24 protein-coding genes, 3 tRNA genes and 2 pseudogenes are annotated in these 21,237 nt (G+C 68.2%); 15 read left to right on the top strand and 14 right to left on the bottom strand.

Annotated elements, in window-relative coordinates; all coding sequences use genetic code 11:
• The first annotated feature begins 59 nt into the window (after positions 1-59).
• Entirely contained in the window at positions 60-1,160 is a 1,101-nt protein-coding gene (locus AB0C73_RS18385) for an RNA polymerase sigma factor (protein WP_362530823.1), read from the top strand.
• Positions 1,161-1,249: 89 nt separating this feature from the next.
• Here AB0C73_RS18385 and AB0C73_RS18380 read toward each other — a convergent pair whose 3' ends face one another.
• From AB0C73_RS18380 to AB0C73_RS18365, 4 genes are all read right to left on the bottom strand, one after another.
• On the bottom strand, positions 1,250-3,181 hold the full coding sequence (locus AB0C73_RS18380) for an ABC transporter ATP-binding protein (protein ID WP_362530821.1): 1,932 nt from the start codon (positions 3,179-3,181) through the stop codon (positions 1,250-1,252).
• Positions 3,181-4,914, bottom strand: coding sequence for an ABC transporter ATP-binding protein (locus tag AB0C73_RS18375; protein ID WP_362530819.1), 1,734 nt, complete (start codon positions 4,912-4,914; stop codon positions 3,181-3,183). The genes AB0C73_RS18380 and AB0C73_RS18375 overlap by 1 nt, the downstream gene beginning before the upstream one ends.
• Before the next feature lie 122 nt (positions 4,915-5,036).
• A complete protein-coding gene (locus AB0C73_RS18370) occupies positions 5,037-6,476 on the bottom strand; it encodes an FGGY family carbohydrate kinase (RefSeq protein ID WP_362530816.1) in 1,440 nt (479 codons plus the stop codon).
• A gap of 167 nt (positions 6,477-6,643) precedes the next feature.
• Positions 6,644-6,952 carry a YtxH domain-containing protein gene (locus AB0C73_RS18365; protein ID WP_362530813.1) on the bottom strand — a complete coding sequence of 103 codons (309 nt, stop codon included), beginning with the start codon at positions 6,950-6,952 and terminating at the stop codon, positions 6,644-6,646.
• A 135-nt stretch (positions 6,953-7,087) separates the two neighbouring features.
• On the opposite strand from AB0C73_RS18365, the gene AB0C73_RS18360 reads away from it, so the two are divergent.
• The 3 genes from AB0C73_RS18360 (at position 7,088) to AB0C73_RS18350 (ending at position 7,481) form a co-directional block, all read left to right on the top strand.
• Positions 7,088-7,160: transfer RNA gene (locus AB0C73_RS18360), tRNA-Asn, on the top strand.
• 5 nt (positions 7,161-7,165) lie between these two features.
• A tRNA-Asn gene (locus AB0C73_RS18355) sits at positions 7,166-7,241 on the top strand.
• 163 nt (positions 7,242-7,404) lie between these two features.
• A tRNA-Ile gene (locus tag AB0C73_RS18350) sits at positions 7,405-7,481 on the top strand.
• A 264-nt stretch (positions 7,482-7,745) separates the two neighbouring features.
• On the opposite strand, the pseudogene AB0C73_RS18345 reads toward AB0C73_RS18350, so the two are convergent.
• From AB0C73_RS18345 to AB0C73_RS18335, 3 genes and pseudogenes are all read right to left on the bottom strand, one after another.
• Positions 7,746-7,979: pseudogene (locus tag AB0C73_RS18345) on the bottom strand (tyrosine-type recombinase/integrase); the annotation flags it as partial.
• Between the two features lie 194 nt (positions 7,980-8,173).
• Positions 8,174-8,398: a hypothetical protein gene (locus AB0C73_RS18340; RefSeq protein ID WP_362531018.1), complete on the bottom strand. Its 225-nt coding sequence runs from the start codon at positions 8,396-8,398 to the stop codon at positions 8,174-8,176.
• Positions 8,399-8,523: 125 nt separating this feature from the next.
• Entirely contained in the window at positions 8,524-9,039 is a 516-nt protein-coding gene (locus AB0C73_RS18335) for a hypothetical protein (protein WP_362530811.1), read from the bottom strand.
• Positions 9,040-9,289: 250 nt separating this feature from the next.
• Between AB0C73_RS18335 and AB0C73_RS18330 the strand changes: the two genes are divergently transcribed.
• The 3 genes from AB0C73_RS18330 to AB0C73_RS18320 all read left to right on the top strand — a co-directional run bounded on the left by AB0C73_RS18330 (position 9,290) and on the right by AB0C73_RS18320 (position 11,380).
• The gene (locus AB0C73_RS18330) at positions 9,290-9,523 is read left to right on the top strand and encodes a hypothetical protein (RefSeq protein ID WP_362530809.1); all 234 of its coding nucleotides are present in this window, start codon (positions 9,290-9,292) and stop codon (positions 9,521-9,523) included.
• A gap of 474 nt (positions 9,524-9,997) precedes the next feature.
• Positions 9,998-10,912: a restriction endonuclease fold toxin-2 domain-containing protein gene (locus tag AB0C73_RS18325; RefSeq protein ID WP_362530806.1), complete on the top strand. Its 915-nt coding sequence runs from the start codon at positions 9,998-10,000 to the stop codon at positions 10,910-10,912.
• Positions 10,913-10,927: 15 nt separating this feature from the next.
• Positions 10,928-11,380, top strand: coding sequence for a hypothetical protein (locus AB0C73_RS18320; RefSeq protein WP_362530804.1), 453 nt, complete (start codon positions 10,928-10,930; stop codon positions 11,378-11,380).
• Positions 11,381-11,386: 6 nt separating this feature from the next.
• Here AB0C73_RS18320 and AB0C73_RS18315 read toward each other — a convergent pair.
• The 3 genes and pseudogenes from AB0C73_RS18315 to AB0C73_RS18305 all read right to left on the bottom strand — a co-directional run.
• Positions 11,387-11,778, bottom strand: a pseudogene (locus tag AB0C73_RS18315) (transposase family protein); the annotation flags it as partial.
• 153 nt (positions 11,779-11,931) lie between these two features.
• A complete protein-coding gene (locus AB0C73_RS18310; RefSeq protein WP_362530801.1) occupies positions 11,932-12,420 on the bottom strand; it encodes a hypothetical protein in 489 nt (162 codons plus the stop codon).
• Positions 12,417-12,995: a hypothetical protein gene (locus AB0C73_RS18305; RefSeq protein ID WP_362530800.1), complete on the bottom strand. Its 579-nt coding sequence runs from the start codon at positions 12,993-12,995 to the stop codon at positions 12,417-12,419. The genes AB0C73_RS18310 and AB0C73_RS18305 overlap by 4 nt, the downstream gene beginning before the upstream one ends.
• 472 nt (positions 12,996-13,467) lie before the next feature.
• On the opposite strand from AB0C73_RS18305, the gene AB0C73_RS18300 reads away from it, so the two are divergent.
• Both AB0C73_RS18300 and AB0C73_RS18295 read left to right on the top strand, forming a co-directional pair.
• The gene (locus AB0C73_RS18300) at positions 13,468-14,337 is read left to right on the top strand and encodes a hypothetical protein (protein ID WP_362530798.1); all 870 of its coding nucleotides are present in this window, start codon (positions 13,468-13,470) and stop codon (positions 14,335-14,337) included.
• A gap of 489 nt (positions 14,338-14,826) precedes the next feature.
• Complete coding sequence (locus AB0C73_RS18295) at positions 14,827-15,243, top strand: hypothetical protein (RefSeq protein ID WP_362530795.1); 417 nt, start codon at positions 14,827-14,829, stop codon at positions 15,241-15,243.
• A gap of 18 nt (positions 15,244-15,261) precedes the next feature.
• On the opposite strand, the gene AB0C73_RS18290 is transcribed toward AB0C73_RS18295, so the two are convergent.
• Entirely contained in the window at positions 15,262-15,747 is a 486-nt protein-coding gene (locus AB0C73_RS18290; RefSeq protein WP_362530793.1) for a DUF1877 family protein, read from the bottom strand.
• Positions 15,748-15,876: 129 nt separating this feature from the next.
• Positions 15,877-16,365, bottom strand: coding sequence for a hypothetical protein (locus tag AB0C73_RS18285; protein ID WP_362530790.1), 489 nt, complete (start codon positions 16,363-16,365; stop codon positions 15,877-15,879).
• Between the two features lie 371 nt (positions 16,366-16,736).
• Here AB0C73_RS18285 and AB0C73_RS18280 point away from each other — a divergent pair, with 371 nt between their 5' ends.
• The 5 genes from AB0C73_RS18280 to AB0C73_RS18260 all read left to right on the top strand — a co-directional run bounded on the left by AB0C73_RS18280 (position 16,737) and on the right by AB0C73_RS18260 (position 19,539).
• The gene (locus AB0C73_RS18280; RefSeq protein ID WP_362530788.1) at positions 16,737-17,612 is read left to right on the top strand and encodes a peptidoglycan-binding protein; all 876 of its coding nucleotides are present in this window, start codon (positions 16,737-16,739) and stop codon (positions 17,610-17,612) included.
• Between the two features lie 33 nt (positions 17,613-17,645).
• Positions 17,646-17,912, top strand: coding sequence for a hypothetical protein (locus tag AB0C73_RS18275; protein WP_362530787.1), 267 nt, complete (start codon positions 17,646-17,648; stop codon positions 17,910-17,912).
• Between the two features lie 17 nt (positions 17,913-17,929).
• Positions 17,930-18,175, top strand: a complete 246-nt coding sequence (locus AB0C73_RS18270; protein ID WP_362530785.1) for a hypothetical protein — start codon at positions 17,930-17,932, stop codon at positions 18,173-18,175.
• 329 nt (positions 18,176-18,504) lie between these two features.
• Complete coding sequence (locus tag AB0C73_RS18265) at positions 18,505-19,029, top strand: hypothetical protein (protein ID WP_362530783.1); 525 nt, start codon at positions 18,505-18,507, stop codon at positions 19,027-19,029.
• A 66-nt stretch (positions 19,030-19,095) separates the two neighbouring features.
• Positions 19,096-19,539, top strand: a complete 444-nt coding sequence (locus AB0C73_RS18260; protein ID WP_362530780.1) for a hypothetical protein — start codon at positions 19,096-19,098, stop codon at positions 19,537-19,539.
• Positions 19,540-19,720: 181 nt separating this feature from the next.
• Here AB0C73_RS18260 and AB0C73_RS18255 read toward each other — a convergent pair whose 3' ends face one another.
• Positions 19,721-20,020, bottom strand: coding sequence for a hypothetical protein (locus AB0C73_RS18255; protein ID WP_362530778.1), 300 nt, complete (start codon positions 20,018-20,020; stop codon positions 19,721-19,723).
• A 123-nt stretch (positions 20,021-20,143) separates the two neighbouring features.
• Here AB0C73_RS18255 and AB0C73_RS18250 point away from each other — a divergent pair, with 123 nt between their 5' ends.
• Complete coding sequence (locus AB0C73_RS18250) at positions 20,144-20,788, top strand: hypothetical protein (protein WP_362530775.1); 645 nt, start codon at positions 20,144-20,146, stop codon at positions 20,786-20,788.
• A 3-nt stretch (positions 20,789-20,791) separates the two neighbouring features.
• Here the strand turns inward: AB0C73_RS18250 and AB0C73_RS18245 are convergent, their stop codons facing one another.
• On the bottom strand, positions 20,792-21,100 hold the full coding sequence (locus AB0C73_RS18245; RefSeq protein WP_362530774.1) for a hypothetical protein: 309 nt from the start codon (positions 21,098-21,100) through the stop codon (positions 20,792-20,794).
• Positions 21,101-21,237: the final 137 nt, after the last annotated feature.

Raw genomic sequence — 21,237 nt, 5'->3', positions numbered from 1 at the left:
TGTGTCGTACGACACACTGAGCGGACGGTGCCGTCCCGCCCGCCCTGGAGGTCGCCCCCGTGCAGACCCAGCCCCAGACCCTCGCAGCGACCGAACCCTCCCCGGCCGAGCTCTCCCCGGCCGAACCCTCCCCGGTCGAGCTCGTGGCCGTCGAAGCGGTCGAAGCCGCCGATCAGGAACAGGAACAGGAACAGGAACCCGAGGTCGCCGTGCCCGCCCAGCGGCGGCGCGTCGACCTCGGCGGGAACGGGCCGTCCAACGATCTGTTCCGGCAGTACCTGCGCGAGATCGGCCGCGTGCCGCTGCTCACCGCGGAGGAGGAGGTCGAGCTCGCCCGCCGGGTCGAGGCCGGGCTCTTCGCCGAGGAGAAACTCGCCAACACCCCCGATCTCGACAGCCGGCTCGCCCTCGACCTGGACCGGATCGTGGTGCTCGGCCGGATCGCCAAACGCCGCCTCATCGAGGCCAATCTGCGGCTCGTCGTCTCCGTCGCCAAGCGGTACGTGGGACGCGGGCTCACCATGCTCGACCTGGTGCAGGAGGGCAACCTCGGCCTCATCAGGGCCGTGGAGAAGTTCGACTACGCGCGCGGCTACAAGTTCTCGACGTACGCGACCTGGTGGATCCGCCAGGCGATGTCCCGGGCCCTCGCCGACCAGGCCCGGACCATCCGCGTCCCCGTGCATGTCGTGGAACTCATCAACCGCGTCGTCCGCGTCCAGCGCCGGATGCTCCAGGAACGCGGCTACGAGCCCACCGCCGAGGAGGTCGCCGCCGCGCTGGACCTCGCGCCGGAGCGGGTCGGCGAGGTGCTGCGGCTCGCCCAGGAGCCGGTCTCGCTGCACGCTCCCGTCGGCGAGGAGGAGGACGTCGCGCTCGGCGACCTCATCGAGGACGGCGACGCCGCGTCCCCCGTCGAGTCCGCCGCCTTCCTCCTCCTCCGCCAGCACCTGGAGGCCGTGCTCTCCACCCTCGGCGAACGCGAGCGGAAGGTCGTCCAGCTGCGCTACGGCCTCGACGACGGCCGGCCCCGCACCCTGGAGGAGATCGGGCAGATCTTCGGCGTGACGCGCGAACGCATCCGCCAGATCGAGTCCAAGACCCTCGGCAAACTGCGCGACCACGCCTACGCCGACCAGCTGCGCGGCTATCTGGACTGACCGGACTGACTGGACCGACCGAAACGCGGAGGTGGCCCGCACCCCGCCTCACGGCGCGGCACGGGCCACCAGGGCCGGTCAGGGGGCGGTCAGTCGACCTCCGCCACCGCCTGCGCGAACTGCGCCGCGTACAGGCGCGCGTACGCCCCGCCCGAGGCGAGCAGCTCCTCGTGCGTGCCCTGCTCGACGATCGAGCCGTTCTCCATCACCAGGATCACGTCCGCGTCCCGGATCGTGGAGAGCCGGTGCGCGATGACGAACGACGTACGCCCGTGGGCGAGCCGCGCCATCGCCTTCTGGATCAGCACCTCGGTACGGGTGTCGACCGAGCTGGTCGCCTCGTCGAGGACCAGGATCACCGGGTCGGACAGGAACGCCCGCGCGATGGTGATCAGCTGCTTCTCGCCGGCGCTGACGCCCGCGCCCTCGTCGTCGATGACCGTGTCGTAGCCCTCGGGCAGGGTGCGGATGAAGCGGTCGGCGTGGGCGGCCCGCGCCGCCTCCTCGATCTCCGCCCGGGTGACCTCGCGCGTCGCGCCGTACGCGATGTTCTCGGCGATGGTGCCGCCGAACAGCCAGGTGTCCTGGAGCACCATGCCGATCCCGGTGCGCAGGTCCTCGCGCGACATCTTCGCGATGTCGGTGCCGTCGAGGGTGATCCGGCCGCCGGTCACCTCGTAGAACCGCATCAGCAGGTTGACCAGGGTCGTCTTGCCGGCGCCGGTCGGGCCGACGATCGCGACCGTCTGCCCGGGCTCCACCGCGAGCGACAGGTCCTCGATGAGCGGCTTGTCCTCCTCGTAACGGAAGGCGACGTTCTCCAGCGCCACCTTGCCCTTGAGGTCGGCGGGCTTCTCGCTGCGCGGCGCGTCCGGCTCCTGCTCCTCCGCGTCGAGCAGCTCGAAGATCCGCTCGGCGGAGGCGACGCCCGACTGCACCAGGTTCGCCATCGACGCGACCTGCGTCAGCGGCATCGAGAACTGCCGGGAGTACTGGATGAAGGCCTGCACGTCACCGATGGACAGGCTGCCGCTCGCCACCCGCAGACCGCCGACGACGGCCACGAGCACGTAGTTCAGGTTCGACACGAACAGCATGACGGGCTGCATCACACCGCTGTTGAACTGCGCCTTGAACCCGGCCTCGTACAGCGCCTCGTTCTGCTCGGCGAAGTCCTTCGCGGACTCCTCCTGCCGCCCGAAGACCTTCACCAGCGTGTGGCCGGTGTACATCTCCTCGATGTGGGCGTTGAGCTTGCCGGTCGACTTCCACTGCTGCACGAAGTGCGGCTGCGAGCGCTTGCCGATCCGCGTCGCCACGACCACCGACAGCGGGACCGTGACCAGGGCCACCAGGGCGAGCAGCGGCGAGATCCAGAACATCATCGCCAGCACGCCGACGATGGTGAGCAGCGAGTTGATCAGCTGGCCCATCGACTGCTGGAGCGTCTGCGAGATGTTGTCGATGTCGTTGGTCGCCCGCGAGAGCACCTCGCCGCGCTTCGCCTTGTCGAAGTACGACAGCGGCAGCCGCGCCAGCTTCGCCTGGACGTCCTCGCGCATCCGGAAGATCGTCTTGTTGATGACCTTGATGGACATCCGGGTGGACACCAGCATCAGCAGACCGGCGACCACGTACACGCCGAGCGCGAGGCCGAGGACCTCGCCGACCGCCGTGAAGTCGATGCCCTTGCCCGGGGTGAAGTCGACCCCGGACAGCATGTCCGCCATGCCGCTGTCGCCCTTGGCGCGCAGCGCCGCGAGCGCCTGCTCCTTGGTGGTGCCCTCGGGCATCTGCCGCCCGACCACGCCCGCGAAGACCAGGTCGGTCGCCTTGCCGAGGATCTTCGGGCCGACCACCGAGGCCGCCACCGACAGCACACCGGCGACCAGCATCAGCCACAGCGTGCCGCGCTCCGGCGCCAGCTGCCGCAGCAGCCGCTTGCCCGAACCCTTGAAGTCCATGGACCTCGAGTCCGGCCCGCCGACGCCGGCCATCATTCGTCCGCCAGGACCGGCCATCAGGCTGCCTCCGCCTCGGTCAGCTGGGAGAGCACGATCTCCCGGTACGTCTCGTTCTCCGCCATCAGCTCGTGGTGCCGGCCCGTGCCGACCACCCGGCCCTCGTCGAGGACCACGATCCGGTCGGCCTCCCTGATCGTCGACACCCGCTGGGCGACGATGACCACGGTCGACTCGGCCGTCTCCTCGGCGAGCGCGGAGCGCAGCAGCGCGTCCGTCTCGTAGTCGAGCGCGGAGAAGGAGTCGTCGAAGAGATAGATCTCCGGCTTCTGCACCAGCGTGCGGGCGATCGCGAGCCGCTGCCGCTGCCCGCCGGAGACATTGGTGCCGCCCTGCGCGATGGGCGCGTTCAGGCCGCCCTCCAGCTTCGACACGAAGTCCTTGGCCTGGGCCACCTCCAGGGCGTGCCACAGCTCCTCGTCGGTCGCGTCGGGCTTGCCGTAGCGCAGATTGGTCGCCACCGTCCCGGAGAAGAGATACGGCTTCTGCGGCACCAGGCCGACCGTCCGCGCCATCAGCTCGGGGTCGAGCTCGCGCACGTCCACGCCGTCGACCAGGACCTCGCCGCCGGTCACGTCGAAGAGCCGCGGCACCAGGCCGAGCAGCGTCGACTTGCCGGAACCGGTCGAGCCGATGATCGCGGTGGTCTCGCCGGGGCGGGCCACCAGCTCGATCTCCCGCAGCACGGACTCCTCCGCGCCCGGGTACCGGAAGTCCGCGCTCCTGACCTCCAGATGCCCGTGCCGGGCGAGCTCGCGTACCGGCGCGGCCGGCGGCACGACGCTCGACCCGGTCGCCAGGACCTCCTCGATGCGCTCGGCACACACCTCGGCCCGCGGCACCATCATGAACATGAAGGTGGCCATCATCACGGCCATCACGATCTGCATCAGATACGCGAGGAAGGCGGTCAGCGCGCCGATCTCCATGTCGTTGCTGTCGATGCGGTGCGCGCCGAACCAGACGACGGCGATCGACGACACGTTCACGACCGTCATCACGGTCGGGAACATCAGCGCCATCAGCCGGCCGGTGGACATCGACACGTCGGTCAGTTCGGTGTTCGAGCCCTTGAACCGCTCGCGCTCGTATCCGTCGCGGACGAAGGCGCGGATCACCCGGTTGCCGGTGATCTGCTCGCGCAGCACCCGGTTCACCGTGTCGAGCCGCGTCTGCATGGTGCGGAACAGCGGACGCATCTTCCGCACGATCAGCGACACCGCGATGCCGAGCACCGGCACGACGGCGATGAGCACCGCCGACAGCGGCACGTCCAGGCCGAGCGCCATGATGATGCCTCCGACGCACATGATCGGCGCGGAGACCATCAGCGTGAACGCCATCAGGACCAGCATCTGGACCTGCTGCACGTCGTTGGTGGTGCGGGTGATCAGCGACGGCGCGCCGAAGTGTCCGACCTCCCGGGCCGAGAAGGACTGCACGCGGCCGAAGACCGCGGCCCGGACGTCCCGCCCGAGCGCGGCCGCGGTCCGGGCGCCGAAGTACACGGCCCCGATGTTGCAGACGACCTGCACCAGGGACACGCCGATCATCAGCGCGCCGAAGCGCAGGATGTAGCCGGTGTCCCCGTTCACGACACCGTTGTCGATGATGTCCGCGTTCAGGGTCGGCAGGTAGAGGGTGGCGCTGGTCTGCAGCAGCTGGAGCAGCACCAGCAGGGCGATGGGTTTTCTGTACGGCCCGAGGAAGGTTCGGAGGAGTCTTATGAGCACGGGACCTACTATCGCCCGCGCTCCCGAGACGTTACGACTCGTTTTGGGCCGGGGCTGTGAGCCCTGGGGAAGTCTTTACGAACGGGGGTGCGAATGCCCGGACCGTATCGGCTCGGGCGGCGTCAGTGGGTGAAGGCGCCGGGGTGGAGCTGGTCGCGGGTGGCGTTGTACTGCTGGCGCACGGCCTGGCCGACGGCGAGCTCGTCACCCGCCTCGAAGACCTGCGCCGCGGCGCCCTGCCAGGCCGGCGGGACGGCGGGGGAGAGGGTCCCCTGGGACACCCCGAGGGCCCAGGCGGCCTGCCGGGCGGCGCCGAGCGCCGCGTACTCGGCCGGCTGGGGAACGACGACCTGGGCGCCGAACAGCGCGGGCGCCATGGCCTGCACGGCGGGCAGCCCGGCGGCGGCGCCGAGCAGGAAGACCCGGCGCACCTCCACACCACGTCGGCGCAGCACGTCCATGGCGTCGGCGAGGGAGCAGAGCATGCCCTCGAAGGAGGCCCGGGCGAGGTGCTCGGGCTTCATGGACTCACGGCGCAGCCCGCTGAGGGTGCCGGCGGTGTGCGGCAGGTTCGGGGTGCGCTCGCCCTCCAGGTAGGGGAGGAGGACGAGCCCGGAGGCGCCGGGCGTGGACTTCAGGGCGAGCGCGGACAGCTCGTCGAGCGACTCGGCGCCGAGCATCTCGGCGGTGCCGCGGAGCACCCGTACGGCGTTGGAGGTGTGCACCACGGGCAGGTGCATGCCGGCGGCGTCGGCGAACGAGGTGATCGTCCCGCTCGGGTCGGCCGGGGCCTCGTGGTGGACGGCCATCACGGAGCCGGACGCGCCGAGGGACACCACCGCGTCCCCGGTGCCGAGGCCGAGACCGAGCGCGGCGGCCATGGTCTCGCCCGTACCGGCGGAGATCAGCAGCCCCTCGGGGGTGGTGCCGGCGGCCTCGGCGGGCCCGAGGACCTCGGGCAGCGCGGCCTGGTGCCCGAGCGCGAGCTCGACGAGATCGGGCCGGTAGGACCCGCTGCGCGCGGACCAGTAGCCGGTGGCGGAGGCGGCGCCGCGGTCGGTGGTGCGGCGCGCGGGCCTGCCGAGCAGCTGCCAGACCAGCCAGTCGTGCGGCTGGAGGACGGCGGCGATCCGCTGGGCGTGCTCGGGTTCGTTACGGGCGAGCCAGCGCAGCTTGGCGACGGGCATCCCGGACCGGGGCACGGTCCCGACGGCCTCGCTCCACCCCTGCCGCCCGCCGAGCGCCTCGACCAGATCGGCCGCGGCGACCTGGGCCCGCTTGTCGTTCCCGACGAGCGCGGGCCGCACGAGCCCGCCCTGCGCGTCGAGCGGCACGAGCCCGTGCTGCTGCGCGGAGACCCCGATGGCCTGCACCCCTTCGAGCAACCCGCCGGTCGCGGCCTCCCCGAGGGAGAGCAGCCAGGCCTGCGGGTCGACGTCGGTGGCCTTGGGCTCCAGGGGGTGCGGGGCATGGCCCTGCCGCAGCACGGCACCCGTGTCGCTGTCACAGACGACGATGCGCGTGGAGTCCGAAGAGCTGTCCAGGCCGGCGACTATCCCCATGGCACATGATTCTGCCGTATGGGGGCGGGTCCGGCGTACGGGCACGGGTGTACGGGCCCGGGCGGTGCGGGCCCGGGCGTACGGGTCCGGGGTGCAGGCCTGGCGTACAGGCGCAGGCGACAGGCCCCGGCGTTCAGGCCCCGGCGTACGTGACCCGGCGTACGGGCTCAGGTGTTGCTGGTTCCCCAGTCGTCGTCCTCGTACTGCGCGGACTGCGGGGTGTAGTGCCCGTTGTGCTCGCGCCGGGACCTGATCTTCTGCGCCTGGTCACCGACCAGGTGCAGCGCGCGCCCGGCCGCCTGCCGCCCGCCGTGGGCGGCGGACTCGGCCGCGTTGCGCACGGCGGGGTTCCCGGCGATCTGCTTCGCGGACTGCTTGGCGGACGCCTTCATCCGCTCGTACACCTCGCGCCCCGCGCGCGTACCGATGACGAAACCGAGACCCAGCCCGGCCACGAAGACCAGCTTGTACCGCACGCTGCGATCCTTCCCTGGACGCCCTGGGGATACCGATTGGCGGAGCACCCCCCTGCTTGCGCTAATCTATGTCTCGCAGCGAGCGCCCGCCCCCCGGCTAGGCCGGAGGTGGGACCGTTCGTCGCAACGCAGCAATCCCCTGTAGCTCAATTGGCAGAGCAGCCGGCTGTTAACCGGCAGGTTACTGGTTCGAGTCCAGTCGGGGGAGCGCGATCCCCTGTAGCTCAATTGGCAGAGCATTCGGCTGTTAACCGGAGGGTTGCTGGTTCGAGTCCAGCCGGGGGAGCCACCAGGAAGAGGACCCTTCGGGGTCCTTTTTCGTTTGCCGCGGAACCGCCGACGGGACCCGGGAGTCCTCTTGGTTGAGCATGGCCGACCATCCGGAGCAGGAGATCGTATGAGCGGCTATGCTGCGGCAGACGGCGCGCACACTTGTACGCGCCGTGATGCTCGGGGCGGTAGCTCAGCCGGTTAGAGCAGCGGACTCATAATCCGTCGGCCGTGGGTTCGAGTCCCACCCGCCCCACCACTGCACCGCAGCGGCAGGAAGGTTTCGCCTTCCGCCGACCGCATCCACGGTGCACCCGGGATGACGTGCGATGTTGGAACAACACGCCGAGGTCACCCGAACGCATCACATCGCGTGTACGGCTGCGGCCCCTGCATCGGATGGATCGGATCCAGGGGCCGCAGCCTTTTTTCGTGTCCGCTTGTGGGTGAATTGCCGGGACGCCGAGAACTCACCGAGAACGCGGCGCCGCGAAAGTGTGAGCGGACGTGTGACCGGCCGCCATCAGGCGGCCGTCTCGACGACCCGGAGGCCGGGCCGGCGGTTGGCGCGCGGGACGATGGCGACGGCGGCCTCGGCGGCGGCCCGGGAGAGCGCCGGGACGACGCTCGTGTAGGTGTCGACGGTCAGGGTGATCGTCGAATGGCCGAGCATCTCCTGGACGACCTTGAGATCCGTTCCCGCCGTGAGCGCGAGCGTGGCGGCCTCGTGCCGTAGATCGTGCAGCCGGATGGGCGGACGTCGAGACAGCCGGCCGCGCCTTCGGCGTCGGCCGCACGGTGGCGTACCGGATGGTCCGCGACGGCGACTTCCCGGTGCCGGTTCTGCGCGTCGGCACCAAGCGTCGGCAACAAGCTGCGGGTGCGCACGGCGGAGTTGTGGCGGGAGTTGGGAGTCGCGCCGACGTGAGGCGAGGCGGGGAGCGAAGCAGTTCAGCTCCCCGCAGCCCCGTCTTCGACATCGACGACGTGTATCTGCGTGGCCGATTCGCGCCCTATCGGCGAGCCCCACCAGATGATGGGCTGGTTGTTGTGTCGGGGATCATCGCGGCCGCCATAGCCGTCATCGGAACACTGTTGGGTGCTGTCGTCGCGCACCGCTACCAAGAGAAGACCGCAGCCCGGTCCGCAGCTCGTGCCCACCGCGAGCGAAGCCACCAGCGCCTCCTTGACGCCTGTGCTGACTTCGTCGCCCTGGCGGAGGACTATCGGCGGGCACAGTACGACCGGTGGACAAGGCAGCACGCAGCCCCCGACTCCGACGCGGCCGGACAAGCGAGCTGTCAGGAGTTCGCAACGGTGAGGTGGTACGTCGTGTCGACCCAGAACTCGCCGGTCGTGATGCCCCTGATCTCCAGGACGTACTCTCCCGGTGGCAAGGGAGCGACCCCACCCCACACGCCCCAGGCAAGGGAGGGCATCAGCCTCAACCAGAACGGCGGTGAGACGAACTCGTGTAGGGGGAGCGGCATCCCGTTGAGCGATGCCGTCGCCGACGTCACTGGGAGGGCCAGGTGTCTCCATGAGGCGAAGCGGCTGTGTTGGACATTGAGCACCGGGAAGAACAGCGGACGGTCGGAGGGCACTTTGCACCGCCGGACTACGCGTCCGCCGTACGTGCCTGCGAGGAACCACACATCGTCCGGCTGCCTCCAGCCCGCGTGCTCACCGGTCGTGTCACCGACGGGGCTGCGGTGATCGGGAGCCGATAGTGCCCACTTCCACCAGCGCGCGGCAAGCACACCTCCCTCCCTGTGGCTTATCTCCCAGGAGCTGCTGCTCGCAACCACTTCGCCCACGGTCCCCCACGTCCTTCCGCGGGGCCTGTCACCCCGCCCACCGGTTCAACAGGCGAACCCTACAGACGCGGTTCTGCTGCACATCAGTTGCCCATGCCTGGGCAAGGAAGAGCTGCGGTGGCGCGGCCAACGCCATCCTCAGGATCAAGCCGAGCGAGCGAGGCAGCACTGACAACGCAGATTCGCCTGCGATAGGTTGGCCGTTCACGTTTGCAAGGGGGGTGCGACGGTGACGGGGCTGACGCCAGACTTGAAGTTCATCGCGGAGGGAATGATCCGCGGTTCCATGGGGCTGCTCGACACGATGCGGGGAGCTCGTGACACGGCCATAGCCCTGGGCCACGAGTTGGCACGCCAGCACGGGATGGCCGGGGACGACGACGCGGGCCGGGCGTTCGCCAAGGTGTACGTCTCAGCGGCCTCCACGACGCTCGACAAGATGGCTTCAGCTCGTACGTCCTCGGTGAGACGAGCAAGGGGCTGATGCGCAACGCCCGCGAGTTCATGGCTCAGGAGAGTCGTCAGGTCTCCGCCTTCCTGGGACGGCAGGTCGACCTCACCGCGGGGATGGGCGACCCCGGCGCCGACTGCACGGAGAACTACCTCGGGCTCGGGCGGGAGCTCCCCGAGGTGGTGGGCGAGACCGCCTGGTACGACCAGTACGTCCCGGCCGGTGGCAGTGACCGGTTCCGCGGTTCGCCGAAGAAGATCCGGGATGTCGCCGGTTCCTGGCGTCACGCCGGCGTGCTGATGCAGCGTTTTCTGGAGCATGCGCAGGCTTACGCAGTGACCGCGAGCAAGGCGCACTCCGGCGAGGCGGCTGACGCCTTCCAGACGTACGTCGAGCACAGTGTCGGCCTTACCTGCCCGCGAAGGCGCAGGAGGACGAGCCCTTGTGACGAACCTGGTCGCCGCCTGCACGTAGATCGCCAGGGCGTGCAACCGTTACGCCGAACACGTGGAAGCCGCCAAGGGGAAGATCGCCCAGCACAAGCTGGACATCTTCGCGGTCGACATGCCCTGGGACCAGCCGATGTTAGGGGGCAACGGATACGACGGCGGCCTGCTCGACGCTGTACTCAGCGACCCCTGCATCCACGACCTCGGCACGGTGGGGCACGCGCTGGACGCGTCTGTCGGGCGCATCAAGCTGCCCAACGCCGACCCGCCCCCGGCTCCCGTCCTGCCGGGGCTGCCGTTCCTGCCGCCGCTCATACCCGCGCCGGCGCCCGTGCCGGTCCCGGTCGTGCTCGCGTCGTACACCGGGCAGGTGCCGACGCTGGCGCCGATGATCAACCCGGTCGACCCGGGCATTCCCGCTGCTGACCCCATTCCACCGGCCCCGGGGACGACCCGACTGCTCACCGCGGCGGAGCAGCAGCAGTTCCGCGCGTGGATGAACGGCCTCCAGCCCGGTAGCTTCGCGGGCGGCGGCGGTCCGGGCGATCCCGACAACGCCTACCAGCTCCGCGTGTCTGGCTACCCCGAGCGGGAGGTGCCGTTGCCCGGGAGTAAGCGCGGACTGATGGTGGATGGCATACGCCCCGCCGACGGATATCTCGTCGAGGCGAAACACGTACGGGACCCGGACTGCAAGAACAAGAGCTTCCGCACGCTCGACCGAGTCGATGAGACACTGGCCAAGCCCGTCAAGATCAACAGCAAGGGGCAGATCGCCTGGGATCCCGTCGTCGACTCCTTGTACGCCACCGACGAGAGCGAACTCGCCCGCTACGAGGACGCCATGGCCAATCCCGCGAACAAAGAGATCAGGGGCCTGGAGATCGTCACGAACGGCAAGGACAGCGCCGCGTACTGTCAGTCGATGATGGCGATGACGGGCACGACCGGCTCGACACGTCACGTCCCCTGAGATCGAGGAAGACCCATGGCAACGGAGCGGAACATCCGCACGAACTTCGGCTTCTACCCTCCCGAGGACGACGGTGCGGCCTGGGGAGCGACGCTGGAGGGCCTGGAGAGGGCGCTGGGGGAGGCGTTCCCCGAGCCCAGGCTGAGGTACAGGAAGTCCGGCATCCATGGCATGACGGTGCTCGACTACGAGGTGGAGCTGTCGCCTGACGTGTGGGTGTACGGGACGGCAGCGATGCCGGATCCGGACTACGCCTACATCGCACTCACCGACGTGACAGTCGACGAAGCCGCTGCGTTCGCCGTCTGGCTGCGCGATTCCTTCGTTCCGGCACCACATCTCGTGCGCTTCGCGAGCAGCCTTGCCATGGAGAACGGCGAAGAAGCCCCGCGCCAGTTGCCGGCCAGCGGCGGCCAGTCAGAGATCCGGGACACGATGAGGAACTACCTCGCTCCCTTCGATTACTGAGTGTTTTCAGTGCTGCCCCTTCAGGGTGCGGATGGCGCCGGCGATTGACGTGAGGCGGTTCGGGCTGCACCGGGCCCGGCGGAAGATCCGCCAGGACTTCAGTCCCGCAATGCTTCGTTCGACAGGCGCCCGTGCTACCGACAGTGCTCGGGTGACCGTCCGCTGGGTGGGGGCGAGTTTCCCGAGGGCGGACGTCTGAGCGGTGTGGTCACCCAGGGGCCGGTTCCGAGGCAGGCGCGGTCGGCGAGGACGGGAACGCCCTGGCGTTCGCAGATCCGGATGATGTGGTGGGTACGGGCTGCGGTCAGGTCGTGGGTGCGGCCGGGCAGCACGGGTGAGATCCACAGCAGCTTTCCCGAGGGATCGGCTACACCACGAAGCGGGACGCCATCCCGACGGAGGTAGACCAGGCCGACGAGGCTCCCGCACTGATGAGTTGAGACGTCGAACACCTCTCTCAACGGTACGGGAGCCTCGTGCGTTGCGGACCCAAGCCCGCCACCCGATCAGTGGCCACTCTGAAAGAGCTCACCGAGCAGGAACCATTTCTATCAAACGGCGGTGACCTGCCAGGCGACCATGCCTGTCGCTCCGGGGGTCGCGGTGATATCAATCGGCAATTCCGTCGGTGAATTCTGTACGCGCTGGCTTGCCGATGTCCCGTCACAGGAAATGGACTGTGACGGCTTTCCGTCGATTACCAGGTTCACGGTCCCCGTGCCGACGCAGGCTACGGAGACTTTGTACGCCTTGCCCTTCTTGAGCGAGGAGCGGGTGTGCACCCCGTCCGGCACCCTCTCCAGCCCAGATTCCACGAACTTCGGGTCGTCGGGGGAGATCGTCTCCAGTACGGCTTTGGCCCGGCTGCCCTGGGCTTTCTCGTCCTCCCCCGAGGGTGAGGGTGTTGCCGTCGGCTTGCCTGTCGCCGACGGTGATGGAGCGCTAGGCGGTGTCGTGCTTTCGCTGCTGCAGCCGGTCGCCAGGAAGGACGCGAGGGCCAGGGCTCCGGCTACGGCCATCGACTTGTGCGGCAGCGTCATGAGCTCGTCTCCCAGTAGTTCCAGCCGACCTCCGAGGTGGGCAGCTTCGCGGTGCCGCTCTTGATGAGCTTCTTGCCGCACCGGTCGGCGCTGGTTTCGTACTTGGCCCACTTCACGGAGTATCCCCAGGAGCCGTACTGGAGGTGGCCGTACTTGCCGCTGGTCACGTTCCTGCGGTACTCGTGCCCGATGCTGATGCCGACCTCGGTGCCGATCTTGGCCGAGATCGAGACCTTGGCCTTGGCGACGATGCCGCTGACCTCCACCTCACCGCCCACGCTGACTTCCCGCTGGACCTTCCCTGACTTCTCCACCTTGACCACCATGGTGCCCCCGGGCCCGTCCTTGAAAGACGTCCCCCCGAACTTGGCCGGCATGTGGATGCCGGTCTTCGAGGGGATCTCGATCCATGTGCGGCGCGGGTTGTCGCACGCCTGCGTGCCGCTCTCAGAGTTGACCGGCACCTCCGGAAGCTGCTCCAGCGAGACATCCTCCGGGGCGGCCTCCTGCACGGCCTCGGCCGAAGCGTTCACAGACTCCGGCCCGCCGTCTTCCGCGTGTGCCGGGACTGCCATGCCGCTCAGCAGAGCCAGAGCGAAAACCGGGACGACGGACCCACCCATCGTCAAACGCATAATTCCCCCCATATTTAAACTGCTCCGGTCGCCGTTAGGTCAGTGAGGCGACCGCGTGCGACGACCATAGCCGTGTTCAAGGAAGAACAGGGGAACGTGATCGTTCTTCTGAGGAAGAATTGAGGAAGACTGGTTTCAGCCACCGGCAACCCATGCCGGCATACGGCCACGTTCGCTGCCCATTGCACCGATCTCGCTTCGTGAGCCAGCGCCAACCGGCCTGAGCCAGTGAACCTCTTTCACCCTCCAACACAGGATGAAAGAGGTTCACTGAACCAAGACGTCTCTGGAGCTGCCGGGCCCGCCGGGGCGTCCTGGGTGCCGGAGACGCATCGCCGTCGACTCGCCGCGTACACGATCCTCGCCGCGTACGACAGCATCCAGGCGGCCGCCCTGCTCGGCGAGGACGGCGATGACCGCCGCGAGTACGGGGGACGCCTCGGTCATCGTGGACCAGACGCTGAGCCACCTCCTGGGAGAGACCCAGCAGATCACGGTCGAGGGGGTCGAGGACGACGCCACCGCCCAGGAGCGTGAAGCCATGCTCCGGGAGTGGGCGTCGGGCGAGCACCTGTGGATGCGGATGCAGCACGCTGAGCGGAACGCCGTGTTGCTCGGCGACACGGTCTACCTGCTGGCCTGGTCCAGGGCGAAGGGCCGGCCGGTGCTGAAGACGATCGACCCCGGCTTCTACTTCCCAGTGCTGCCCGACGGGGCTATCGACGCGGACGAGTACCCGGACCGCGTCCACCTCGCGTGGGAGATCCCGGACGACCCGGCGATGGGACGCGAGGGCACGCTGCGCCGCATCACGTACGAGCTCGGCCCGATCAGCGAGGACGGGAGCGCCACCCGCACGTACCCATGGGCGAGCCGGCTGAGCGCTCTCACCTGCTACCTCACCGACGCCGAGTGGGACCTGGACCAGGTCGACAAGACCGGCGACATCGATGCGCTCTCGCTGCGCCGCGCCCGGTTCCGCACCAACGCCGACGGCGACGTCCTCAACCGGCTCGACCTCCACGTGGACTTCATCCCGATCGTGCACGTGCCGAACACCATCGGCGCCGAGCACTTCGGGCAGTCGAGCCTGCTCTCCGCCGCCCAGCTCCTCGACGACCTCGCCGCAGCCGACACCGACAGCCAGCGCGCCTCGGCGACGACCGGCTCGCCGATCATCGGTCTCTCCGGAGCTCGCCTGCCCGTGGACCGCAGCACCGGCCAGCCGCTCCCGGTCCGGGTGGAACCGGGGATGGTCTGGCCGCTCGGTGACAGCGGCTAGCTCAGCACGGTCGACACGTCGGCCCAGCTCGCCGAACTCCGCGAGTACGTCGAGACGCTGCGGGAACGGCTGTCGGTCGTGACCCGCCTCCCCGCGAGCGTGCTCGGAACCGTCAGCCCCGCCGAGGTGCCGTCGGGATACGCACTCCAGCTCAGCTTCGGCCCTCTGCACGCCATGGTCCGGTCGATGGGCGAGCGCAGGGCGTCGGCCAGACGTACCCGCCGCAGTTGCGGGTCACGTACACGAAGTAGAGCCGAGCCGCCGGAAGCCGATCACACCTGGCCGGACTCCGTACCCCTCTCAACTGTTAGGGCCGTTGCGGAAGTGGATCTCTGCAAGAATCACCCCTCCCTGCGCGAACGCGGTTCTGGGCAGCCACGCAGCGACTTTCGGACATGGAGCAAGCAGATGGGGTACTGGGGTTCCCTTGTCGTCGTTCGCCATCGGCATTCGCTGGGTGAGGTGGCGGCCTTCACTGACGGGGTGCGCATGGAGCTGCTTCAGGAGCGCGCTGATGACTGGCGGCTCTGGTCGTTGGAAGGGCAGACCTCGCTCGATGAGGAGAGTCTCATCGAGCTTGTGGAAGTCACTGGCCATCCGGTTCTTGCCGGATTCGTCATGGACAGCGACTGCCTTGTGCTGGAAGGCCGGACCAGGGACCAGGAAGCCTGGCGCGCATGTCTGGATCGGACATCTATGTCCGCCTACATGGCGGAGGATGGCCAATCCGTCGACGACTGGTTCTTGGGGCCGGAGGAGGCTGCGGAGCGTGCTGTGGCCTGGGCGTGGGCGGCTGGCCTGACTCCCGCGCCCAAGGTGATCGCCGATGTCCTGTCGAAGCGGTCCGACCCGTTCGTGGAGGATCTGTTCCAGGAGTTCTTGGACGGCTTGGGCATTGCGCTCTGATCAGCACGTGGCCACGACTCAAGCCCATACCGCTTTGACCACCGCGTGGCCTGCCGAAGCCGCCTGCCCGTAGAACTCTTGGAGGGCCCTGTGATGTTCGAGGTGTTCCTGCTTGGACCAGCCGAGTGCACCGAACCTTGCCTCGACGACGTTCCACAGCTCGTCGAAAGAGATAGTCGTAAGGAAACGCGCGGCCTGTGACACCCCAGACGGCTCCAGAAGCATCAGCGGTGGATCGGAGGGGTCGGCATCAGCGCTGTGGGGTACCGGGCGGCCGCCGTAGATCGGCAGATTCCAGGGCTCGTCGGCGTCTGTATAGAGTGCATCGGCTGCGGCGTAGAGGTCGTTGACAGCGTCCCAGCCCTTGTTGATCGAGTGCGCGATGCCCGCTTCGTACTCGGCGTCGTCGTTTTCCCAAGCCTCAGACATGAACGCAGCCAGCCAGGTGTGATCGTCTCGGATCTCGGACTCAGCCACGGCACGAAAGTGCAGGTAGATGCTCACGACGACCAATCCCTCAGCTCAACGACCCACCTGTCAGGCCGAACGGACAGAACCTACTTGAAGGCACTGACAGCCACGTGTCGTCGAAATCGGCTCGCGGCACCCGGGGGGACCCTCTCGAAACACGGCCTAGGACGCCTTGGCCGTTGGGGCTTCGCCACGTTCGATCTGCCGAGCCCTTGCCACATGCATACGAGTCACCGAGTTGAGGATCTTCGGATCGGGGGCTTCGCCCGTGTCGCTGTTGATGTTGACCATCAGGACCATTGAGCCTGCTCGCACATAGATGGTGGCGCTGCAATAGCGCTCGGCGATACAGCCGCTCCGTGCGAATGCTTGATCTGCTCCAGCGATCGAAGTCGGGCGCGTCTGACTGCCGTAATCCGCCTTGACCTTGCTGAACCTTGCCATGGCGTGCGCCGGATTGCCGTACGAAGTGATACCGAACCCGACCGCACCGTCGAGATCGGGCGCTCTGTATCCCTTGTGTCCGTATGCCCGGCTTCCGTCCTTGCCGGGGGTGTTATCGAGCCGAGGTGTCCCCACTTCCTCCCACCCAGGCGGAACGGCGTCCAGCGTCGGAAGCTCCTCTGCGATCTGCTCCTTGGAGAGGGCCACATGGGTTGCCTCAGCGGACGTCGGCGCTGGCGCGGTATGTCCGTCGACATCCTGCCGTTCGCCGCTACAGCTGGTCGTGAGGGCGACCCCAATGGCCAGCGCCACCCCAACCTGCCAACGTCGCCGCGTCATTACAGCGCGCTCCCCGTTCAGTCGCCACTCCACCGAGACGTGATCAAGGTTCGCACAAGCGCGGCATGGCGATACTCATGGCCATGGGTTTCCGGACGTCTGGTGGGATAGGCTCCGGCCACTCTGGTGACCCTCCACCCGAGCCAGACGCAACAGCACGGCGCGTCCGATGCCGAGGGACCGTCGGGTGGCTCCTGAGCGGCACGTAACACGGAGGCGCGGGGGAGAAGGCGCCCAACGTGGCACAGCCCCTGTCCGCAGACCAGTTCCTCGCCGTCCTGAAGCAGTCCGGCGTCCGCGTCGTCGAGCACGGCAGCTGGCGCACCCACAACCGCAACCACAAGGGCGCCTGGGGCCCAGTCCACGGCGTCATGGTCCACCACACCGGCCCGTACTCCACCGAGGCCGGCATGGTGGAGCTCTGTAGTACCGGCTATACCTCGCTCCCGGGCCCGCTCTGCCACGGGGTGATCGACCGCTCCGGCACCTTGCACCTCGTCGGCTACGGGCGCGCCAACCACGCCGGCGCCGGGGACGGCGACGTCCTGAAGGCGGTCATCGCGGAGAAACCGCTGCCGCCGGACAACGAGGCCGACACCGACGGCAACGCGCACTTCTACGGCTTCGAGTGCATCAACACCGGCGGTGGCCAGGCATGGCCGCAGGCCCAGCTCGACGCCATGCACAAGGTCAGCACCGCGCTGTGCCGCGCCCACGGCTGGACGGAGCGCTCGGTCATCGCCCACAAGGAGTGGCAGCCCGGCAAGCCGGACCCCGCCGGTATCGCGATGGACGACTTCCGCACCGTCGTCGCCAAGCTCCTCGGCAGCAAGCCGGCGAGCCCGAAGCAGGCGGACGGCGAGTCCGCCTTCGCCCCGTTCCCCGGTGCCGACTTCTTCCGCACCGGCCGACGCTCGGCACTGATCACCGCGATGGGCAAGCGCCTCGTCGCCGTGGGCTGCGGCCGGTACACCCAGGGGCCCGGCCCGCGCTGGACCGAGGCCGACCGCCGCTCCTACGCCGCCTGGCAGCGCAAGCTCGGCTACTCCGGCGCAGACGCCGACGGCACCCCGGGCCCGACGAGCTGGGACAAGCTCCGCGTTCCCAAGCCCTGACCCATCCCCTCGAACGAGAGGTTCCACGACACGATGGCCACTGCCAGCACCCCGAAGCTCCTCGCCGACATCGCCGAGCGCGCCGTCCTCACGTACATCGAGGCGTTCCTCGGCCTCCTCCTCGCCTCTGGCACGACCAACCTCGTCACCCTGTCCGCGCTCGAATCGGCGGCCGTCGCCGCGATCCCGGCCGGCCTCGCTGTCGTCAAGGGCGCCATCGGCTCCCTGCTCGGCCGCATTGGCACCGCCTCGTGGCTCCCCGCCAAGAGTGACCCGGCAGCCGTGTCCACCATCAACTGACAGCAGGAGAATCAGCCATGCCCGACGGAGAGATCGCCCTGGAGCTCGCCGAACTCCGCCGCGCCCTCGAAGTCGGGCTGGCGCGCATCGACGGCCAACTCGCCCTCCTGGTCCAGCGCTCCGACCAGATCGACAAGGCCGTCGAGGAGCTCGACACCCGCGTCACCGCCCTGGAACGATCCCGCTGGCCGCTCCCGGCCGTCGGCACCCTCACCGGTCTCGCCGGCCTGGGGGTCGCCCTCTGGTCGGCTACGGGCCGCTGACATCTCCCAGCCTGGCCATGCCAGGTGGCATCCACGTCTCGTCGTTCATGACGCATCAACGTGAGGCCGTCGGACGAACTCCGTGCAGACCCGGCAGAGCGGTGAGGTCTTGGAGTTGTCGGCGTCGGCTGAGTTCAATCGTCGCCGAGAGGCGCCCGGTGCGCTCCTATTGTCGCCAGCTTGTTCCGGATTCCTACCTCAGTTAAACCTCAAGCTTCCATCGCTTCCTCGCGGATCGGTTCATTCCGCAGCTAGCGTCATCCACGTAACGCCGACCGACCAAAGGCGTTACGTGACCACAAGGGGGAACGACCATGTTGTCGCACAGGATGGCCATCGCCGCCGCAGGAGCACTGGCCCTCACGGCTCTGTCGACCGTGACTGCAGTGGCTGCGCCGGTTGATCCGGTGAATCCGCAGCCTCAGGCGGAGTACTGCGATCCCGGGATGAGAGCCGTCATCTCGAGCAATACTCCGAACACCCATGACGTGAAGTACCGGACCTCGGTCACCAACGGCACGGGAAGCACCCAGAATTACAAGTTCTCGTCCAAGAAGAGCGGGACGACTACCTACGGCCTTTCCCTCAGCGTGTCGGCTTCTCTGAAGGCGGGCATCTTCGCCAGCATCGAGGCCACGATCAATGGCAGCGTGGAAAAGTCGATGACCGCCGAGATCGGTGAAGAGGTGTCCGGCACGGTCAAGCCCCACTCCACTCTCAAGGGCGACTTCGGCAACTGGAGGGAGAATGTCTCCGGTTGGACCGCCCAGCAGTACAGCAACTGCAAGTACGGCACCAAGACTTACTTCAACGCCTGGGCCCCGTACCGGACCAACTGGCGCGTGTACTACTGATGCGACGCTGGTGATGTCAGGGGTCCGCCGCTACTGGACAGGAGCCTGTCGGCGATGAGGAGAGCTGTGCGCTCGAAAGGGCTGTTGACCGCCGGCGCGGTGTTGGTTGCCGTGACCGCAGCGTGTACCGCGTCACCCGAGACTGACGGGGGAACCTCGGGCACGCCCACCAGAAGCACCACGGGGACGCCGCGGCCGTCGAAGCCGGGTCCCGATCTGCGGCTGGAACAGATGCAGGGGAAGAAGATCCTCGTAGGTGAGGTGTCCGGCAGCGCAGCCGTGAAGCTACCCGCCTTCACCCCGCCGCAGAAGTCGTACACCGTGCACTTCGTGTGCTCGGGTACGGGGGAGATCTCGCTGGAGGCCAACGGAACGAAGTGGATCAGTCACCCCTGCGACGGGGTGGAGAACGCGGCCGAGCGGATTACCGAGAAGGAGCCGCAGGTCGTGTTCGTGAAGGTGTCCGGCAAGGCTGTCTGGAAGGTGGCGGTTGCCGACGGGCCTCTGTGAGGTCCGTCCTCTCCCGGAAGCCGCCCAGGAGCCGGGGCTCTTGCGGTATCTGCCGCAAGAGCCCCGCTGGGAAAGACAACGCCCCGGGCAGAGTGCGAGTCAGATCCTGGGGCGCTATTCCACAAGGAAAGAGGGACGCAGCCTACGAGGTGTTGGAGCCGGCAGCAACCAGCCGGACCCCTCAGCCGCCATCCCTGGCGCGCAGCTTCCGCAGCAGCGACGGGTACTCGGCGCGAATGCGCTGCACGTCGTCCCCGTCGAAGACGGTGAGATCGCGACGCGCGTCAACGTGAAGGCGCTGTTCCTCGCGGAGTGCCCGCTTCTCCTCTTCGTTCCGAGCTTTGTGAACGAGGCTGCTGTAGACCGCGATGACCGCGTTGATCAGGTCGCGGGCACCGACGAAGTCGGCCGATTCCTGTGGCGTGAACTGCCGAAACCCTGCCAGGTTCTGACGGTCGCGGCCGGGTTCAGGCGTCTTCATGTGACCACCTCCACAGCAAAGATCGTGCGCACGTCGATCAGACTTCCCAGTCTGCCAGCGCGCCGAACTATAGTTGACACATCAAGCGTGTTTTATTGATTCGGCGATGTGGAGGCAGCGGCCGTGAGGAAGTTTCCCTACCTGCTGGGGCACGCGGAGATCGCGTTCCTCTACGGAGTGGAGCGGCAGACCTCGCAGCTCTGGAAGACGCGCGGCGTGCTGGGCGAGCCGGACGCGGTCATCTCCGGCAACCCGTACTGGCTGCTGCCCACAGTGCTCGGGCTGTCCGAGGACGGCAGCCGGGAGGTGGACGCCCAGCGGCTGAAGGAGTACAAGGCCCGGATCGCCGGCGGCTACCAGGTTGACGATCCTGCCGAGCTGCCGGACGTCGTCGGCCTCAAGGAGATCCCCTGGATCTTCGGCAAGAAGTACATGGACGTCTACCAGTGGCGGGTTCGAAAGACCTTCGCGCCCGAGGACGCCGTGGTCTCAGGGTCGCCGCTGTGGCTGCTGGAGACCGTTCTCGCGGACGCCGAAGACCGGAAGAGGGCGACCGTCCAGGAGGGGATCGACCGGATCCGGGCGGGGGAGCGTGAGCAGATCAAGCCCCGTGGGCGGAAGCCGTCGGCGGAGCCGAAGCCGACGCCTCCGCCGTTGCCGGAGGCGAGGACGTTCATGCCGGGGGAGCACACCGCCGAGGACGTGGCCGCGTTCGCGGCCGAACTGCTGGAGGCCGGCTTCTCCCTGACCGTACGGCCCAAGCGGTAGGCGTCAGCCCGAGGCCATGGCCAGGCCCATCAGCAACGCGAGCATCAGCGGGAGTGTGGTCACGGCGAGGGCCGTGCCGGCGGCCAGCAGGCGCGGGATCCGCATGGACATACGGTGAGGCAGGACCCATGAGATGGCCAGCAGGATCGTGGCCATGACGAGCATGGTCTCGAAGCCACTGGTGTAGCCGTCGGTCCAGAAGAGGGCGAACTCCCCGACCAGAAGCGGGAGTCCCGGCAGGGTCGCGACGAGGGGCGCCTTCCACCACGTCGGGTGGGAGGCCGGGGGCGGGCTGCTGTCGTCCGGGCTCATGTCCCCCACCTCATCACCGCTGTCGGCCGCGGACATCCGAGGGCGTACTCAACCTGTTCTGGTGCCGCTACTCACCCCGTGCGTCACGCCGTCACGCCGTCACGAGGTCGAACGTGCCGACCCGCCCGCGCACTCCT

Origin of the sequence: Streptomyces sp. NPDC048623, assembly GCF_040650755.1 — a bacterium.
In the GTDB taxonomy this organism is placed as follows: Bacteria; Actinomycetota; Actinomycetes; order Streptomycetales; family Streptomycetaceae; genus Streptomyces.
The sequence above is the reverse complement of the archived record's forward strand: the minus strand, read 5'-3'. Positions and strand labels throughout refer to the sequence as shown.